Below are 17,626 nucleotides of genomic sequence, written 5' to 3'. Positions count from 1 at the left end.
ATGTCTATTTTTGATCGCTGGCTGGGTAAAGCCCCGGCCGAAACAGGAACACCTGCCGTGACTGATACCGCCACTCATCCGCTGCTGGACAGCGTTCGCCAGACTTTAGCCACCCTGATCGATCCAGACACGGGCAAGGATTATCTGAGCAGCAAAAATGTGAAAAATCTCAGCTGCGATGCAGGAGTGGTGTCGCTGGATTTAGTGCTGGGATATCCGGCGCAAAGCCAGTTTGCGGCACGCGAAGCGCAAGTGGCGACGGCCTTGGCGGCGATTCCGGGGGTGGTGAAAACCGAAGTCAAAGTCAGCAGCCAGATTGTGGCGCACAGCGTGGCGCGCGGTATTCCGCTGTTGAAAGGCATTAAAAACGTCATTGCCGTGGCCTCGGGCAAGGGCGGGGTGGGTAAATCGACCACGTCGGCCAATCTGGCGCTGGCGCTGGCGGCAGAAGGCGCCAAAGTGGGCTTGCTCGATGCCGATATTTACGGCCCGAGCCAGCCACAAATGATGGGCGTAGCCGGCCAGCATCCCGAATCGGACGACAATAAACACATCAAACCGATTGATCAGCATGGCGTGCGCAATATGTCGATCGGTTTTCTGATCGACCCGGAGCAGCCGATGGTGTGGCGCGGCCCGATGGTCACGCAGGCGCTCACCCAGCTATTGCACGACACCGAGTGGGGCGAACTGGATTATCTGGTGATCGACCTGCCACCGGGTACTGGCGATATTCAGCTCACGCTGAGCCAGAAAGTGCCGCTGACTGGCGCGGTGATTGTGACCACGCCGCAAGACATTGCCCTCTTGGATGCGCGCAAGGGCCTGAAAATGTTTGAAAAAGTCGGCGTGCCGATTTTGGGTATTGTCGAGAATATGAGCATGCATATCTGCAGTAATTGCGGGCATGCGGAGCCGATTTTTGGTGAAGGCGGCGGCGAGAAGATGGGCGCTGAATATGGTACCGAGCTGATTGGCAAGCTGCCGCTGGATTTATCCATCCGCCTGCATGCCGATGAAGGCCGCCCCACGGTGGTGGCGCAGCCCGATGGCGAAATTGCGGCAATTTACAAGCAGATTGCCCGCAAGGTAGCGGTTAAAGTGGCGGCGAAGGCGCAGGATTTCTCCAGCAAATTCCCGAAAATCGTCATTCAAAGTACATAATTTCGGTCAAAGTAAGCCGCAGCGATAGGCTGCGAGCCGGCAAGTCTGGTATCCTGTTGCGTGAATGGCCAAGATGGCTGTGAATCACGCCACAGGATACAACAAGAACAAGCCCAAACGGGCTAGCTGAGACATAACACGATGACCGACACGCAATTGGGCGCGCTAATCATCGCCGGCGCATTTGTTGGCGCAGTATTTGCCTATAACCAGTGGCAAGAGTATCGCTACAAAAAGCAGGCCAACAAAGCATTTGCCCGCAATCAGGATGATGTCCTGATCAATACCCCGAAAAATGTCGTGCGCCAGGGCGAAAGCCAGCGCCTTGAGCCGGTGCTCGATACGCCTGCGCGAGTGGCCGAGCCGGTGACTGAGCCACCAAGCACCGAATATGATGTGCCCGAGCTCAATACCGAAGCGCCCGCCAAAGCGCGCTACGACGACGATATGCCGGATGACATTCCTGATTTGCCACCCGGATACCGCCCACAGTATCTGCAGCAAGAGCAATACCGCGCTAAGCCTGAGGGCTATACCCCGGTTATCCAGCCGGTAGAAGAGGCGCAGGACCGCCAATTCGCCCCTGAGCCGGTATTAGTTGCCAGCCGCCCAGAGCCGGTGCAGCCAGTGGCTGCGAGCTACAGCGCCCCTGCGGCCCCCAGTTACACAGCTCCCGCCGCTGCGCCGGTGCTGAATTTAAGCGCGCTGGACGAAGCCGATGATGGCATGCTGGTCACCAGCCTGATTGATCCGGCGGTGGATTTTATTGCCGAGATTCATGCCGGCACGGCGATTGCCGCGAGCGAAGTGCCGCCATTTCCGGCTAATAAACGCGTGCAGGTGATTGGCTTAAATCAGCTTGATCAGTGGGAAGTAGTAACCAGCACTAGCCGTAATCGCTATCTGGAACTGCGCGCCGGCCTGCAAATGGCCGATCGCCAAGGCCCGATTACCCAAGAAACGCTCAATGCCTTCTGCATGGGCGTGCAGCAATTTGCCGATGAGCATGAAGCCGTCGTGACTTTCCCGCAACGCTCGGCCAAGCTGGGCGCAGCGCGTGATCTGGATGAATTCTGTGCGTCGGTTGATGTGTTGATCGGGCTGAATCTGCCGGCCGGGCAGCGCCCGATTCCGATGGAAAAAGTGCGTATTCATGCGGAAAATGCGGGCCTCGTGCGCGCCAATGATGGCACGTTCCAATACCGTAGCGATTCGGGCAAAACCTTGTTTGTGCTTGCCAATCAGGATCAAACCCCGCTGATGGCCACTTCAATGGGCCTGAGTTTGCTGTTTGATGTGCCGCGGGTTGCGGGCGGGATTGCGGTATTTGATTACCTGACCGAATTTGCGCAAAGCCTGTCGCAAGCGCTGAATCTGCCGCTGGTGGACGACAATGGCAAAGTGCTGAATCCACAGAGTCTTGCCAATATCCGCCGCCAACTGGCCGAGCTGTATGCCAGCATGGATGATCGCGGCATTGCGCCCGGCTCGGTGGTGGCACTGCGGCTGTTTGCCTGAGTTTTTTAGCGATAAAGATGAATTGATCAACGCCGCTCTTGAGCGGCGTTGCTGTTTTGAGGTGCAGAAAAATGACTTCCGAAGTGCAGGCACAGGCCGCCCAACTGCGAGCGCAGCTCAATCAATATGCGCATGAATATTATGTGCTGGATGCGCCCAGCGTGCCCGATAGCGAATACGACCGGCTGTTTCAGGCCTTGCAAGCGCTTGAGCTGGCGCACCCCGAGTTGCAAACGCCCGATTCGCCCACTTTGCGCGTGGGCGGCAAGCCATTGCCGGAATTTGCACCAGTGACGCATGCGGTGCCGATGTTGTCGATCCGTACCGAAACCGATGTCACCGCCGCCGGGGCGCTGGCCTTTGATGTCAGTGTGCGCAAAGAGCTGGATTTATTGCCGCTTGAGCCGGCAATTGCCTATGCCGCCGAGCTCAAATTTGATGGGTTGGCGATTAATCTGCGCTACGAACATGGCCTGTTGGTGCAGGCCGCCACCCGTGGGGATGGGGCCACTGGCGAAGATGTGACGCAAAATATCCGCACCATCGGTCAGATCCCGCTGCGCTTGCGTGGTGAAGCGCCGGCGGTACTTGAAGTGCGTGGCGAGGTGTATATGCGCCGTGATGATTTTGCCCGCCTGAATGAGCGGCAATTGGCCGCCGGTGAAAAAACCTTTGTGAACCCGCGCAATACCGCCGCTGGGGCAGTGCGGCAGCTTGATCCGGCTATTGCCGCGCAGCGGCCTTTGTCTTTCTATGGGTATGGACTGGGCGAGGTTGTTGGTTGGGCTGCGCAGCCAGATACCCATGCCGGTACATTGGATGCTTTGCAGGCGTTTGGCTTTCCGGTGTGTGAGATTCGTGAAGTGGTGCAGGGTGGCGAAGGATTGGCGGCGTTTCATGCCCGCGTGGCCGCGCTGCGCGATAACTTGCCGTTTGAAATTGACGGGGTGGTGTACAAAGTCAATTCGCTGGCCCAACAAGCGCAGCTGGGGTTTCGCAGTCGCGAGCCGCGCTGGGCGGTGGCGCATAAATACCCGGCGCAAGAGGCGCTCACCATCGTGGAGGCCATCGATATTCAGGTCGGGCGTACCGGCTCGCTCACGCCAGTGGCGCGACTACAGCCGGTGTTTGTTGGCGGAGTAACCGTCACCAATGCCACGCTGCACAATCAGGATGAAATCGATCGTAAAGACGTGCGGGTGGGCGATACCGTGGTGGTGCGCCGCGCTGGCGATGTGATCCCGGAAGTGGTGTCGGTGGTGCTGGAGCGCCGCCCGATGCAGGACGTACCGGGGGCGGATTTATTTAGCCCACAGCGCGAGCCGCAATATCCGCCGTATCGGATTTTAGAGTTGTACCCCAGTTGCCCGGTGTGTGGCAGCAAGACTGTCCGCGAAGAAGACGAAGCACGGGTGCGCTGCACGGGCGGGCTATTTTGTTCGGCGCAGCGTAAAGAAGCGCTCAAGCACTTTGCTGGCCGGCGCATGCTGGATATCGAAGGCTTGGGCGACAAGCTGATTGAGCAATTGGTCGAGCAGGAATTGGTTAAAACCCCAGCCGATCTATATCGGCTAACCCTTGAGCAGTTGGCCGGGCTGGAGCGCATGGCCGAAAAATCGGCGCGTAATTTGCTCGAGTCCATTGAAGCCAGCAAAGCCACTACCTTGCCGCGGCTGATCTATGCGCTGGGCATTCGCAATGTGGGCGAAGCTACGGCCAAAGATCTGGCCCAGCATTTTGCTTCGCTCGATGCGCTGATGGCGGCCGATGCGGACGCCTTGCAAGCAGTCAATGATATTGGCCCCATCGTCACACAATCGATTCTGGCGTTTTTCGCCGAGCCACATAATCGCGAAGTGGTGGCGCAGTTGCTGGCTGTTGGCCTGCATTGGCCGGCGATTGAGGCGCGGCGAGCCGATGGCGCGCTGGCTGGCAAAACCGTGGTGATTACCGGCACGTTGCCTAGCTTGAGTCGCGATGAAGCTAAAGCTTTGCTTGAAGCCGCCGGCGCGAAGGTAGCGGGCAGTGTGTCGAAAAAAACCGATTATCTGCTGGCTGGGGAAGCTGCCGGCAGCAAGCTGGAAAAGGCCCAGAGCTTAGGAGTGGCCATTTTGGACGAAGCGGCGCTGCGCGTACTGCTGGCTGAAGCGAGTGAGTGAGGTGGGCAGGAGTGAGGTAGATTAATTGTTTAATTTTTTAAACAATTAATCTTTTGTGAAGGGGGTTGACTTGGGTGTTCATTTAATTGAACATGCAAGCTATGCGAAAGACAGAAGCCCTCCGCCTTTTTGGTAGTCAGATCCGTTTGGCCGAAGCCCTTGGGCTTGGTCGTTCGGCGGTCTCGCAATGGGGCGATGAACTCAATACCAAGCAAACCGATCAGGTGATGGGCGCGGCCCTGCGTCTGGGTTTGCTGGGTGACCTTCAATCACAGCAAGGAAGCAGCATGCAAAAGATTCGTAAAGCCGTATTCCCGGTTGCCGGGATGGGTACTCGTTTTCTGCCCGCCACCAAGGCCAGCCCAAAAGAAATGATGTCGGTGGTCGATAAGCCGCTGATTCAATATGCGGTGGAAGAGGCTCTCGCAGCCGGGATTACCGAGATGATTTTCATCACCGGCCGGCACAAACGCAGTATTGAAGATCACTTTGATAAAGCGGGTGAGCTCGAAGCCGATCTGGAAGCCAAGCAAAAAACCAAATTGCTGGAAGTGCTGCGCGGCATTATCCCGAAATCTGTAACCTGCATTTATATCCGCCAGCCAGAAGCGCTGGGTCTGGGGCACGCGGTATTGTGCGCCAAGCCGGTCGTTGGTGATGAGCCTTTTGCCGTGATTCTGGCCGATGACCTGATCGATGGGCATGGCGTTTCGGAGATGAAACGCATGGTCGATTTGTTCGACGATACCCACTGCTCGGTGCTGGGGGTGGAAGAAGTAGCGCATGAGGAAACCGGCAGCTACGGGATTGTAGAAGTAAACCCAAGCGCGAATCGCCTGCGGGTCAACAATATCGTGGAAAAACCAAAACCAGAAGAAGCCCCATCGAATCTGGCCGTAGTGGGTCGTTATATTCTGACGCCACGCATTTTTCACCATCTGCAGCATGTACAGCCAGGTAAAGGTGGCGAAATCCAGCTGACCGACGGGATTTTTGCGCTGATGCAAGAACAGCATATTCTGGCGCATAAGCTGGAAGGTACGCGTTACGATTGCGGTAGCAAAATTGGCTTCCTGAAAGCAACGGTAGAATTGGGCCTGAAACACCACGAGGTGGGTGCCGAATTTACCGCGTATATGAAAGACTTCTGCAAAACATTTTAAGTTTAGTACCGCACATTGAAGGCCAGCTGGGTGTGTGCCCACGGCTGAAATGTTATGCAACAGCCCGCCTTTGCGGGCTCAGATGAATGACAACCCCACTCGCGAAGCGAGGCTCCCCTCAAGGAGGGGACGGGAGGGGTGGGAACAGAACATCAAGGCTGCAGATTGAAAGCCTTATTTCCTAGGCTCGGCTTTGCCGAGACTTGATGTAGATTGTTCTGCCACGTCGTTCGCAGCCTGAGCCCGCCTTGGCGGGCTGTTGTTTTTGCTGGCGCAAATATTGACTATGCAGGGGCGTGGGGCTTTGTTAGCATAAGTTTGGCGCTTTGATTTCAAGTCGCTGACAACTTTCGTCTAGCCCAGAGGAGCAATACCATGGCAGCTCAGCATGAAACGCAATTAATCGATGAAACCAAAGACGCGCTGCGCGAAACCGCGCAGCTGATCGAGGCAGCAGCCAACGCGCAGGGTGAAGAGGCCAAACAGCTGTACGCCAAAATCGCCGACAATTTGCGCACCGCCAAGCATCGGCTGGTTGAGCTAGAAACCCAGGCGGTGGATAAGGCCAAACAAGCGGCCAAGCAAACGGATGAATACGTGCATGCGCATCCATGGCAAGCGGTGGGTATTGGTGCGGCGGTTGGCTTGTTGATCGGTTTTCTGGTTGCGCGCCGCTAAGTAGGAGTCAGCATGGCCATGATACGCGAAGCCCTAGCCGGTCTTTTATCTACGCGCTTGAGTCTTTTGGGGCTGGAATTGCGTGATGAGCTTGATCGGGTGGCGCTGATGGTGGGGCTGGCCATCGCGGCCGCTCTGGCGCTCTTGCTGGGTTTGTGTTTCTTTGGCCTGCTGCTGTTGTTTGGTTTTTGGTCTTATCGAATCGTGATCTCAGCCATCTTTGCCGTGCTGTTTCTGGGGTTGGGGCTGGTGGCTTGGCTGTGGCTGCGCCGCCTGCAAGCTGAGGCAAGCCAGCCGTTTCCCTTAACCACGGCCGAGTTTGCCCAAGATAAACAACTTTTGGCGCAGCTGTTTAGCCGTCCGCCTGCGGAGGCCGCCGATGAGTAACAGGCTACGCGAACAGCAAAAACTGCATCTGTGTTATCAAGCGCAGTTACATCGTTTGCAGCTGCAAACCCAGCTCCGCGCGCAGGCGCAGCCGGCAGAGTTGCTGCGTTCGGCCGCGGGCAATGGCCAGCTGTGGTCTCTGCTACTGCGTGGCCTTGCGCACTGGGGGCGCCAGCGCCCGCTGTGGTCGGCGCTGGGGCGTGGGGCCAAGTTGATGGGCGTCGTGTTGGCGGTGGCGCGGCTGTTGCGGAATAAATAATCATCCTCATCATCGCGTATCCCCTAGCTTGCGTATAATCATGCCAGCTATGGAGTAGACGCTTGCATGTTTAAATATCTGGAAGATTTCGTCGGGAACACCCCGCTGGTAAAACTCAAACGCCTGCCGGGCAATACCAGCAATACCATTCTGGTCAAGCTAGAAGGCAATAATCCGGCCGGCTCGGTGAAAGACCGGCCCGCGCTGTCGATGATCCGCCATGCCGAGGCGCGCGGCGATATTCAGCCTGGCGACACGCTGATCGAAGCCACCAGCGGCAATACCGGTATCGCACTGGCGATGGCGGCGGCAATGATGGGCTACCGCATGGTGCTGCTGTTGCCGAAAAACTCCAGCATCGAGCGGATACAAACCATGAAAGCCTACGGCGCCGAGGTAATCCTGACCGAGGGAATGGAAGCCGCCCGCGATCAGGCCGAGGCCATGGTGGCAGCTGGGCAAGGCCTGTTGCTCGATCAATTTGCCAACCCAGACAATCCACTGGCGCATTACGAAACCACCGGCCCGGAAATCTGGCGCGACACCGCCGGCACGATAACGCATTTTGTTTCCAGCATGGGCACCACTGGCACCATCATGGGCACGCGGCGCTATCTGAAAGAACAAAACCCGGCGATCCAGATTGTGGGCGTACAGCCGTGCGATGGCGCGCTAATTCCGGGTATTCGTAAATGGCCGGCCGACTATGTACCCAAAATCTGCGATTTTTCGCTGATTGATCAGGTGCTGGAAGTCGAGCAAGCCGAAGCCGAAGCCATGACCCGCCGTCTCGCGCGCGAAGAAGGCATTTTTGCCGGGATTTCCTCGGGGGGCGCTTTGGCGGCCGCCTTGCGGCTCTCCGCCACCGTGGAAAACGCAGTGATCGTCAGTATTGTTTGCGATCGCGGTGATCGTTATCTCTCGACCGGGGTGTTTCCGGCATGAGCCCCGCGCTGATCGAAGGTTTGGGTTTGCTGGCTGGCACGCTCACCACCATCTCTTTTGTGCCGCAGGTCTGGCAGGTGTGGAAAAGCCGCTCGGCCAAAGACATTAGCTTGGGGATGTACTGCATTTTTGTCAGCGGCGTAGCACTCTGGCTGGTGTATGGGCTGCTAGTTGGCTCGGCGCCTGTGTATCTGGCCAATACCATCACTTTGATTCTGGCTGGCGCCGTGCTGGTGATGAAGCTGATTTTTGATCGCCGGCCACCGGCAGCTACTGAGGCCAAACCCGATGACCACGCCGGTTGATTTGCATTGCCATTCCAATATCTCGGACGGCATCTTGCCGCCCGATGAAGTAGTGCGCCGCGCCCATGCGCGCGGTTGCCAATTATTTGCCCTGACCGATCACGACGATACCCGTGGCTTGGCGCTGGCGAAAGCCACTGCCGATGAGCTGGGGATGGGCTTTGTCAATGGCGTGGAAATCTCGGTCAGCTGGGGTAAGCATACGCTGCATGTGGTGGGGCTGGGCTTTGCCGCCGATGATCCAACCTTGCTGGCCGGCTTGGCGCAAGTACGCTCGGGGCGGGCCGAGCGGGCCGAGCGGATGGCGGCGGGCCTAGAAAAACTGGGCCTGACCGGCATTTTGGAAGGCGCGCGCAAATATGCCGATAATCCGGAAATGATCAGCCGCTCACATTTTGCCCGCTATCTGATTGAAATTGGCCGCTGCAAAGACATGAAGGCGGTGTTTAAGCAATTTATGGTGCGTGGCAAACCCGGCTTTGTGGAGCATGAATGGGCGCGCCTGCATGAGGCGGTGGAGTGGATTCGTGGTGCGGGCGGGGTGGCGGTGCTGGCGCATCCGGGCCGCTACGAAATGGGCAATGAAACCATGCGCGTGCTGCTGACCGAATTTAAGCGCCAAGGCGGCGAGGCGCTAGAAGTGGTGTCTGGCAGCCACGGCCATGCCGATGTGCATCGCTTTAAAAATCTGGCCAAGGAATTTGGCTATCTGTGCTCCAGCGGCACCGATTATCACGCCACTGGCGAAGGCGCGCGCGAGCCGGGCTTGAATGCTGATTTGCCCGAAGGTTGCGAGCCGGTGTGGACACGCTGGGCGCCGATGCTAGGGCCGCTGCCGCGCGCCCACTGAAACTGGAATAACCATGTCACAATTTTTTTCGATTCACGCCGAAAACCCTCAGCCACGCCTGATTAAGCAGGCGGTGGAAATGCTGCGCGCCGGCAAGCTGATCGTTTATCCCACCGACTCGTGCTACGCCTTTGGCTGTGCGCTGGATAATAAAGACGGCCTGGAGCGTATTCGTAAAATCCGCCAGCTGGATGACAAGCATCATTTCACACTGGCCTGTAGCGATTTATCGCAGCTGGGCAGCTACGCCAAAGTGGATAACCGCACTTTCCGCATGCTCAAAGCCGCTACGCCGGGTAGCTACACCTTTATTTTGCAGGCGACCAAAGAAGTGCCGCGCCGCGTCTGGCATCCGAAAAAGCAAACGGTGGGCCTGCGCGTGCCTGATCATCCGATCGCGCTGGCTTTGCTGGCCGAGCTGGGCGAGCCCATGCTTTCCACCACGCTGATGCTGCCGGGCGAAGAATACCCGCTGACCGATGCTTGGGAGATTCGCGAGCAGCTGGAGCACGCGGTCGATCTCGTCATCGAAGGCGGCTATTGCGGCACCGAGCCGACCACGGTGGTGGATTTATCTGACGACTATCCGCATGTGCTGCGCGAAGGCAAAGGCCCGCTCAGCCCGTTTGGGCTGTAAACGGTGTAAATACTGACCTAGGGTATAGGCTGAGCAGTCCGTAAAATAGCCCACCCAACGATATACCCTCAAGCAAGGGAAGTGTATGGAACTCAATCTAATCCAGAATATCGCCATCTGGGCCTTGCCGGTGCTGTTTGCCATCACCGTACATGAAGCCGCACATGCCTATGCGGCCAAACGCTTTGGCGACCCGACTGCGTTTTTAATGGGGCGGATGACGCTGAACCCCATGAAACACATCGATCCGATCGGTACCGTGGCTTTGCCACTGCTGTGTTTATTGCTGCCCGGTGGTTTTCTGTTTGGCTACGCCAAGCCGGTGCCAGTGAATTTTGGCGCTTTGCGCAATCCCAAACACGATATGCGCTGGGTAGCGGCGGCTGGCCCGCTGGCCAATTTGGGTATGGCAATTGGCTGGGCGCTACTCTACCGCTTCGGGCTCGAGTTTTTGCAGGGCAATAGCTTTCAGCTGCCGCTGGTGCTGATGGCGCAAGCCGGGATTCAGATCAATGTGATTCTGATGGTGCTGAATCTCTTGCCGCTGCCACCACTGGATGGCGGACGCATTCTGGTGTCGATCTTGCCGCCGGCGCAAGCGCAAATGGTGGCGCGCATCGAGCCGTACGGCTTTTTCATTTTGCTCGGTTTATTGATTACCGGCCTGTTGGGCACCATTCTGGCGCCATTTATGGGCATGGTGATGAAGCTGATTCACTGGATTATGTAGCTGACAACTACGGGCGGAGGTGGGTATGGCACAAGGTAAACCAGGCAGTATTCTGTGGCCGCTGGCGCTGATTGTGATTGGCGCGGGGTGGTTGTTGCATCGGCTGGATGTGCTGCCCAGCGTGAGCTGGATCATCATCCTTGGCCTGATCACCGCCGGGGTGTCGGTGCTGTTGCTGGAAGGGCTGAATAAATCGTCGATTGTGCTGGGCCCGATGCTGATTGCCGGGGGTGTCACCACGTTTGCGCAGCAGTATTTGCAGCTAGCGCGCAATGTGCAGGTGCCGCTGTTGCTGATCTTGTGTGGCTTGCTGATGCTACTGGCCCGCTCGCATAAAATACCGCCGGCTGGGATTAAGCCGTGGCAGCGCTCACAACGTGAGCTCCTGGCCGAACGCGACGCCGCCCAACAGCAGGTGCGCGATGTGTCGCCGCGCGAATAGGCAGAAGCTAATTGATTCATTGCGTGTGGCGATATACCCATGGCTGTATTTGTGGGGCTTATTAGCTGAATCACAGCGCGAATGCCACGCATTGTCCGCGTTCTATCCGCCAAGCTGGGTGGTAAGCTACCCGCAGATTGCAGTCATTCGCAGCACGATATGTGCCCTGATTGTTTTTATGGGTGAACAGTAAGTTCACCACCACGCGCTGCTAAAGCGCTTTGTGTTTTGCCTGATGCTGTTAACATGTGTCGGCATGCTGTTCAACCGTCGTTCGAAAAGGAAACTTGATTATGTCGCTGTCCCGCTCCGATTTTGACCAATACATGGTCCCCAACTACGCCCCTGCCGAATTTGTGCCCGTGCGTGGTGCGGGTTCGCGCGTGTGGGATCAGGCTGGCCGCGAGTATCTTGATCTGGCCGGCGGCATTGCGGTGAATTCACTCGGCCATTGCCATCCGGTATTGGTGAAGGCGCTGACCGAGCAGGCGAATAAGCTGTGGCACGTCTCGAACGTGTACACCAATGAGCCGGCGCTGGCGCTGGCGCAGCAATTGGTGGCCAGCACCTTTGCCGAAAAAGTGTTTTTCTGTAACTCGGGCGCTGAAGCCAATGAAGCGGCGCTGAAACTGGCGCGGCGCGCGGCGATTGAGCGCTTTGGCGAGAAAAAACACAAAGTACTGTCGGCGCTAAATAGCTTTCACGGTCGCACGTTCTTCACCGTAACCGTGGGTGGCCAGCCAAAGTATTCCGATGGTTTCGGCCCGAAACCCGAAGGCATTGCCTACTTTGAATACAACAATCTCGATAGCGTCAAAGCGCTGATCGATGATGACACTGCTTGCGTGATTTTGGAGCCGATTCAAGGCGAGGGCGGCGTGTTGCCGGCTGATCCGGCTTTTCTGCAAGGCGTGCGCGAGTTGTGTAATCAGCACAATGCCTTCCTGATTTTTGATGAAGTGCAATCGGGCATGGGCCGCACCGGTTCACTGTTTGCCTATCAAGAATACGGCGTGGTGCCGGATATTCTGTCGAGCGCCAAGAGCCTGGGTGGCGGTTTCCCGATTGGCGCGATGCTGACCACGGCCGACATTGCCAAACATCTGGTGGCGGGCACGCATGGCACCACCTATGGCGGTAACCCACTGGCCTGCGCCGTAGCGGGCGCCGTGTTGGCCGAAATCAATACGCCCGCGGTGCTGGAAGGCGTGAAGACCAAACACCAGCAGCTGAAAGCCGGTGTAGAAGCCATCAACGCCAAATATCCGCTGTTTAAAGAAGTGCGCGGCATGGGCCTCTTGCTTGGTTGCGTGTTGGCCGATGGCTACAAAGACCGCGCCAAAGAGGTCTTGAACGCCGCCGTGAAAGAAGGCCTGATGGTGTTGATGGCTGGCCCGAATGTGGTGCGCTTTGCGCCTTCGCTGGTGATTAGCGACGAAGAAATCGCCACTGCACTCAGCCGCTTTGAAGCTGCCATTGCCAAGCTGCTTGGCTAAGCGCTGGTAACTGATCTAACCCGCCCTAGGGCGGGAGAGGCGGCTGACAAACCCCACTCGCGTAGCGAGGCTCCCCTCAAGGAGGGGACGGGAAGGGTGGGGATAGAACATCAAGGCTGCAGATTCAAGCCCTTATTTCTAGGCTCGGCTCTGCCGAGACTTGAGGCAGATTGTTCTTCCACTTTGTTAGCAGCCTGACCCGCCCTTGGGCGGGTTTTTTTATGCCGTGATTTTGGCAAAGCTAATAAAACACATGAGGTAAAGCAGGATGCGGCTGGTTTTGATTGTGGGCGGCTCGCAAGGGCTGGGCTTGGCGCTAGTGCAGGCCTACACGGCGGCGGGCTGGCAGGTGATTGAGTTTTCTCGTTCAGGTACTGGGGTGGGGCATGTTGATCTTGATCTTTCACGGCAAGACTTAGCGAGCTATACCCATGTGCTTAGCCAGCTGGCTACGCAACCGTGGCAGGAAATTATCCTGATCAATAGTGCCGCCAGCATTTTGCCGATTGCCGGCGTGGGGCAAATGGCAGAGGGTGAGCTGCTGGCCGCGTTAAATTGCAATCTGGTGAATGCCATTCGCCTGATCGAGCATTTTGTGCGGCTATTTGCCACCCACCCGGCGCGTAAAGTGGTGACGCAGATTTCATCGGGCGCAGCGCTGCGGCCGATTGCCGGCTGGAGCCTGTATTGCGCCAGCAAGGCGGGGTTGGAGCATTATTTGCGGGTGCTGGCGCTGGAGCAGGCGAGCCAGCCGCAGCCGATTCGGGTAGTGAGCATCGACCCCGGCGTGATGGATACCGCGATGCAGGCCAGCATCCGCGCGGCCGATTCCGCTCAGTTTACCGAGTTGCCACGTTTTCAGGCACGCTATGCCGCGGGCGAGCTACGAGCGCCTCGTCAGGTGGCTGCGTTTATCTTCGAACAGCTAGCCCGCGTGCAGGGCGGCGAGCGCTTGGTGATGCAAGATTAGGCGGGAGATGAACGTGGCTAATGTTTTTTACCATTAGGGCTAATCCTAATCAGGGAAAAACGCAGTATTCCACGCAACAGCAAACAGGTATTTTGTCGCGATACCGAACTGTAACGGTAATATTTACCCCAATCTGTTTGGATTGGGTATAAAACGGTCGGGCCACAGGCACCGAATCGTACCTAGAAACCTGAATAAGGGTGGCGAGCGTGGACATCTTTTTGCAACAACTTATCAATGGCCTGGTGGTCGGCAGCATTTATGCGCTGATCGCGCTGGGCTACACGATGGTGTACGGCATCATGCAGCTGATCAATTTCGCCCACGGCGAAATTGTGATGATCGGTGCGATGGTCACTATCACCTGTATCAATCTGCTCTTGGGCATGGGCGTGCAAATGCCTGGTCCGGTGTTGTTGCTGGTGGGCCTGTTAATGGCGATACCGGTGTCGATGTTCTTAGGCTTTGCCATCGAGAAAGTGGCCTATCAGCCGCTGCGCAAAGCGCCGCGCTTGGCGCCACTGATCACCGCGATTGGCGTATCGATCGTGCTGCAGCAAGTGGCGATGCTGATCTGGGGCCGTAACTACCGACCTTTCCCATCCATCTTGCCGACCGAAGTGCATATCATTGGTGGCGCGGCGATTACCGATCTGCAAATCGCCATCATCGTACTGGCGCTGCTCTTGATGGGCGGGCTGTTCTACCTGATTGAAAAAACCAAGCTGGGCCGCGCGATGCGTGCCACTTCGCAAAACCCTGAAGTCGCCAAACTGATGGGCGTGAATGTCAATCACATCATTTCCATGACCTTTATCATCGGCTCGGCGCTGGGCGCTGTAGCGGGCGTGATGGTAGCGGCCAACTACGATCAGGCACATGCCTATATGGGCTTTATGATCGGTCTGAAAGCCTTTACTGCGGCGGTCTTGGGCGGCATTGGCAATATTGGCGGCGCCGTTTTGGGCGGGATCTTGCTGGGCATTATCGAAAGCTTGGGCTCGGGTTATCTTGGTGACCTGACTGGCGGGGTATTGGGGAGCCATTACAAAGACATCTTTGCCTTTGTGGTGCTGATTATTGTGCTGGTGTTCCGTCCATCTGGTTTGATGGGCGAGCGCGTGGCTGAGCGCGCCTAAGGAGACTGTCATGCACGAAACCATGAAAAAAAATCCGCTGTTGCTGGCGATCTTCGCCACCTTTGTGATGGTGCTGCCTTGGGTCTTGGGCGGTTTCTTTGAAAATGGCAATTCTTGGCTGCGCGCGGTCGACTTTGCCTTGCTCTATATCCTGCTGGCCTTAGGCCTGAATATTGTGGTTGGGTACGCCGGCTTGCTTGATCTGGGCTATATCGCGTTTTATGCGGTGGGCGCTTATCTGTATGCCTTGCTCAATTCGCCGCATCTGGCTGAAGTTTTGCCGGCTTGGCTGAGCCATCCGCCATTTTTGGTGATGATGGTGCTGGCAGCGATTGTGGCCGGGGTGTTTGGGGTCTTGCTGGGTTCACCAACGCTGAAACTGCGCGGTGACTATCTGGCGATTGTGACGCTGGGCTTTGGCGAAATTATCCGGATCTTTATGAATAATCTGGATCGCCCGGTGAACATTACCAATGGCCCGCAGGGGATTAACCATATCGATGCGGTGCAGATTGCTGGCTATGATTTTGGCCGCCCGATTGAGTTTCTGGGGCTAACGTTCGAGAAAATCCATCTCTACTACTATTTGATCCTGGCTTTTTGCGCGCTGATTATTTTTGTGTCGATGCGACTGCAAAATTCGCGGATTGGCCGCGCTTGGGTGGCGATTCGCGAAGACGAAATTGCCGCCAATGCGATGGGGATTAACACGCGCAATGTGAAACTGCTGGCCTTTGCCATGGGGGCGAGCTTTGGTGGGGTATCTGGTGCGCTGTTTGCTAGCTTCCAGGGCTTTGTGTCGCCTGAATCCTTTGTGCTGATGGAATCCGTGATGGTGCTGTGTATGGTGGTGCTGGGCGGTATGGGCAATATCCCAGGGGTGATTTTGGGCGCGATTATTGTGTCGATTACGCCGGAGCTGTTGCGCGACATCATCAACCCGCTGCAAATGGCGATCGCGGGTAAGCGTGTGGTTGATCCGGAAAATCTGCGGATGTTGGTATTTGGTTTGGCCATGATCATCATCATGCTGGTACGCCCAGAAGGCTTATGGCCATCGAAGCGTCGCCGAGCCGAGCTGCACCCGAAAACCAAAGAGATTGCTTTACAAGAAAAAGACAGCCTGCAAGACGCGGAGCGCAACCATGACTGATGTATTACTGAAAATTAGCGGCATCAATAAACGCTTTGGTGGTCTGCATGCGCTGAGCGATGTAGGTCTGACGATCAAGCAGGGCGAGATTTACGGCCTGATCGGCCCGAATGGCGCGGGAAAAACCACGCTGTTTAATGTGCTAACCGGTCTGTATCAGCCGGATGAAGGGGAATTTACCTTCAATGGCAAAGATCTATTTCGCAAAAAGCCCAATGTGGTGGTAGAGGCGGGCATTGCTCGTACCTTCCAGAATATCCGCCTGTTCGCCAATATGAGCGCGCTGGAAAACGTGATGGTTGGCCAGCACGTGCGCTCGGTGACGGGCGTGTTTGGGGCGATTTTGCGCACCCCGAAAGCCAGGGCGGAAGAAGCCGCCATCACGGCCAAGGCCGAAGCGCTGCTGACCTATGTGGGCATTGCTGATCGTGCGCAAGAGCTGGCACGGAATCTGTCGTATGGTGATCAGCGCCGTTTGGAAATCGCCCGCGCGCTGGCGACCAATCCCACCTTGCTGGCGCTAGATGAGCCGGCGGCCGGGATGAACCCGAAAGAAACCGACGATCTGAAAAAGCTGATGGAAAAAATCCGCGCCGACGGCGTGACCATCTTGCTGATCGAACATGATGTGAAACTGATGATGGGCCTGTGTGACCGGATTGCGGTGCTCGATTACGGCAAGAAAATTGCCGAAGGCGTACCTGAAGAAGTGAAAAGTAATCCGCGTGTGATCGAAGCCTACCTGGGAGTGGCGCCCGAATGAGTACCTTACTGCAAGTCAATGATCTGAAAGTGGCCTATGGCGGTATTCATGCCGTGAAAGGCATCAATCTGGAAGTGAAGCAGGGCGAATTGGTGGCGCTGATCGGGGCCAATGGCGCGGGTAAAACCACCACGCTGAAAACCCTGATGGGCATGGTGAAGCCTGCTGGCGGCGATATCCTGTTTGATGGTCAATCTACCAGCAAGCTGGCGCCGCACGAATATGTGAGCAATGGTCTGGTGATGGTGCCGGAAGGGCGGGGGATTTTTAGCCGCCTGACGGTAGAAGAAAATCTGCAAATGGGTGCCTACAGCCGCAATGATAAAGCCGAAATCGCCCATGATCTGGAGCGGGTTTACTATCTATTCCCGCGCTTGAAAGAGCGGCAGAAACAGCTGGCCGGTACCTTGTCCGGTGGCGAGCAGCAGATGGTGGCAATTGGCCGGGCGATGCTGAGCCGGCCTAAATTGCTGCTGCTGGATGAGCCATCGATGGGTTTGGCGCCGATTATCGTGCAGAAGATTTTCGAGATCATCAAAATGATCGCGGCTGAAGGGGTGACCATGCTGCTGGTGGAGCAAAATGCCAAGCTTGCTTTGCAAACCGCCAACCGTGGTTATGTGATGGAATCAGGCCGTATTACTTACAGCGATGATGCCGCCGCTTTGCTGGCGAATGAAAAAGTGCAGCAGGCTTATCTGGGCGAATAAACTCAGACTGCTTGCCAGAAAAAGCCACCGTTTGGTGGCTTTTTTATTGGGTATTGCTTTGTAGGTATTGTTATCCATCAATTTCAAGCCTATACGTGCTGGGGTATCAAGTTGTGCGGCCGCAAAAAAAGCCCATCCTGAGATGGGCTTTTCGCGTG

General features: G+C 56.6%; 19 protein-coding genes. All 19 read left to right on the top strand.

Going from position 1 to position 17,626, the window contains the following annotated elements; genetic code table 11:
- The 19 genes from apbC (at window position 1) to QV747_RS12540 (ending at window position 17,468) form a co-directional block, all read left to right on the top strand.
- The gene (gene apbC, locus QV747_RS12630; RefSeq protein ID WP_084414796.1) at window positions 1–1,164 is read left to right on the top strand and encodes an iron-sulfur cluster carrier protein ApbC; all 1,164 of its coding nucleotides are present in this window, start codon (window positions 1–3) and stop codon (window positions 1,162–1,164) included.
- A gap of 141 nt (window positions 1,165–1,305) precedes the next feature.
- Window positions 1,306–2,682, top strand: a complete 1,377-nt coding sequence (locus tag QV747_RS12625; RefSeq protein ID WP_273431383.1) for a cell division protein ZipA C-terminal FtsZ-binding domain-containing protein — start codon at window positions 1,306–1,308, stop codon at window positions 2,680–2,682.
- Between the two features lie 71 nt (window positions 2,683–2,753).
- A complete protein-coding gene (gene ligA, locus QV747_RS12620) occupies window positions 2,754–4,841 on the top strand; it encodes an NAD-dependent DNA ligase LigA (RefSeq protein ID WP_273431382.1) in 2,088 nt (695 codons plus the stop codon).
- 287 nt (window positions 4,842–5,128) lie between these two features.
- Window positions 5,129–6,004 carry a UTP--glucose-1-phosphate uridylyltransferase GalU gene (gene galU / locus QV747_RS12615; protein WP_273431523.1) on the top strand — a complete coding sequence of 292 codons (876 nt, stop codon included), beginning with the start codon at window positions 5,129–5,131 and terminating at the stop codon, window positions 6,002–6,004.
- Window positions 6,005–6,379: 375 nt separating this feature from the next.
- Complete coding sequence (locus QV747_RS12610; RefSeq protein ID WP_047392114.1) at window positions 6,380–6,682, top strand: YqjD family protein; 303 nt, start codon at window positions 6,380–6,382, stop codon at window positions 6,680–6,682.
- Between the two features lie 12 nt (window positions 6,683–6,694).
- Complete coding sequence (locus QV747_RS12605; protein ID WP_273431380.1) at window positions 6,695–7,069, top strand: phage holin family protein; 375 nt, start codon at window positions 6,695–6,697, stop codon at window positions 7,067–7,069.
- Entirely contained in the window at window positions 7,062–7,328 is a 267-nt protein-coding gene (locus tag QV747_RS12600; protein ID WP_028450903.1) for a hypothetical protein, read from the top strand. Before QV747_RS12605 ends, QV747_RS12600 begins: the two co-directional genes overlap by 8 nt.
- 66 nt (window positions 7,329–7,394) lie before the next feature.
- A complete protein-coding gene (cysM, locus tag QV747_RS12595; protein WP_273431378.1) occupies window positions 7,395–8,273 on the top strand; it encodes a cysteine synthase CysM in 879 nt (292 codons plus the stop codon).
- Entirely contained in the window at window positions 8,270–8,578 is a 309-nt protein-coding gene (locus tag QV747_RS12590; RefSeq protein ID WP_273431377.1) for a SemiSWEET transporter, read from the top strand. Before cysM ends, QV747_RS12590 begins: the two co-directional genes overlap by 4 nt.
- Window positions 8,562–9,428, top strand: coding sequence for a 3',5'-nucleoside bisphosphate phosphatase (locus tag QV747_RS12585; RefSeq protein ID WP_273431375.1), 867 nt, complete (start codon window positions 8,562–8,564; stop codon window positions 9,426–9,428). The genes QV747_RS12590 and QV747_RS12585 overlap by 17 nt, the downstream gene beginning before the upstream one ends.
- A gap of 13 nt (window positions 9,429–9,441) precedes the next feature.
- Window positions 9,442–10,065 carry an L-threonylcarbamoyladenylate synthase gene (locus QV747_RS12580; RefSeq protein ID WP_028450901.1) on the top strand — a complete coding sequence of 208 codons (624 nt, stop codon included), beginning with the start codon at window positions 9,442–9,444 and terminating at the stop codon, window positions 10,063–10,065.
- A gap of 85 nt (window positions 10,066–10,150) precedes the next feature.
- Entirely contained in the window at window positions 10,151–10,795 is a 645-nt protein-coding gene (locus tag QV747_RS12575) for a site-2 protease family protein (protein ID WP_028450900.1), read from the top strand.
- Window positions 10,796–10,820: 25 nt separating this feature from the next.
- Complete coding sequence (locus QV747_RS12570; protein ID WP_273431372.1) at window positions 10,821–11,237, top strand: hypothetical protein; 417 nt, start codon at window positions 10,821–10,823, stop codon at window positions 11,235–11,237.
- A gap of 293 nt (window positions 11,238–11,530) precedes the next feature.
- Complete coding sequence (locus QV747_RS12565; protein WP_273431370.1) at window positions 11,531–12,733, top strand: aspartate aminotransferase family protein; 1,203 nt, start codon at window positions 11,531–11,533, stop codon at window positions 12,731–12,733.
- Window positions 12,734–13,001: 268 nt separating this feature from the next.
- Window positions 13,002–13,703, top strand: a complete 702-nt coding sequence (locus tag QV747_RS12560; RefSeq protein WP_273431368.1) for an SDR family NAD(P)-dependent oxidoreductase — start codon at window positions 13,002–13,004, stop codon at window positions 13,701–13,703.
- 209 nt (window positions 13,704–13,912) lie between these two features.
- Window positions 13,913–14,842 carry a branched-chain amino acid ABC transporter permease gene (locus QV747_RS12555; RefSeq protein WP_028450898.1) on the top strand — a complete coding sequence of 310 codons (930 nt, stop codon included), beginning with the start codon at window positions 13,913–13,915 and terminating at the stop codon, window positions 14,840–14,842.
- Window positions 14,843–14,852: 10 nt separating this feature from the next.
- Window positions 14,853–15,995, top strand: a complete 1,143-nt coding sequence (locus QV747_RS12550) for a branched-chain amino acid ABC transporter permease (RefSeq protein WP_156128965.1) — start codon at window positions 14,853–14,855, stop codon at window positions 15,993–15,995.
- Window positions 15,988–16,758, top strand: coding sequence for an ABC transporter ATP-binding protein (locus QV747_RS12545; protein ID WP_273431365.1), 771 nt, complete (start codon window positions 15,988–15,990; stop codon window positions 16,756–16,758). Before QV747_RS12550 ends, QV747_RS12545 begins: the two co-directional genes overlap by 8 nt.
- Window positions 16,755–17,468: an ABC transporter ATP-binding protein gene (locus QV747_RS12540; protein WP_028450895.1), complete on the top strand. Its 714-nt coding sequence runs from the start codon at window positions 16,755–16,757 to the stop codon at window positions 17,466–17,468. Before QV747_RS12545 ends, QV747_RS12540 begins: the two co-directional genes overlap by 4 nt.
- Window positions 17,469–17,626: the final 158 nt, after the last annotated feature.

This window comes from uncultured Chitinibacter sp. (assembly GCF_945957625.1).
Classification (GTDB): Bacteria; Pseudomonadota; Gammaproteobacteria; order Burkholderiales; family Chitinibacteraceae; genus Chitinibacter; species Chitinibacter tainanensis.
Note: the sequence above shows the minus strand (reverse complement) of the source record. Positions and strands in the feature narration are given on the sequence as shown.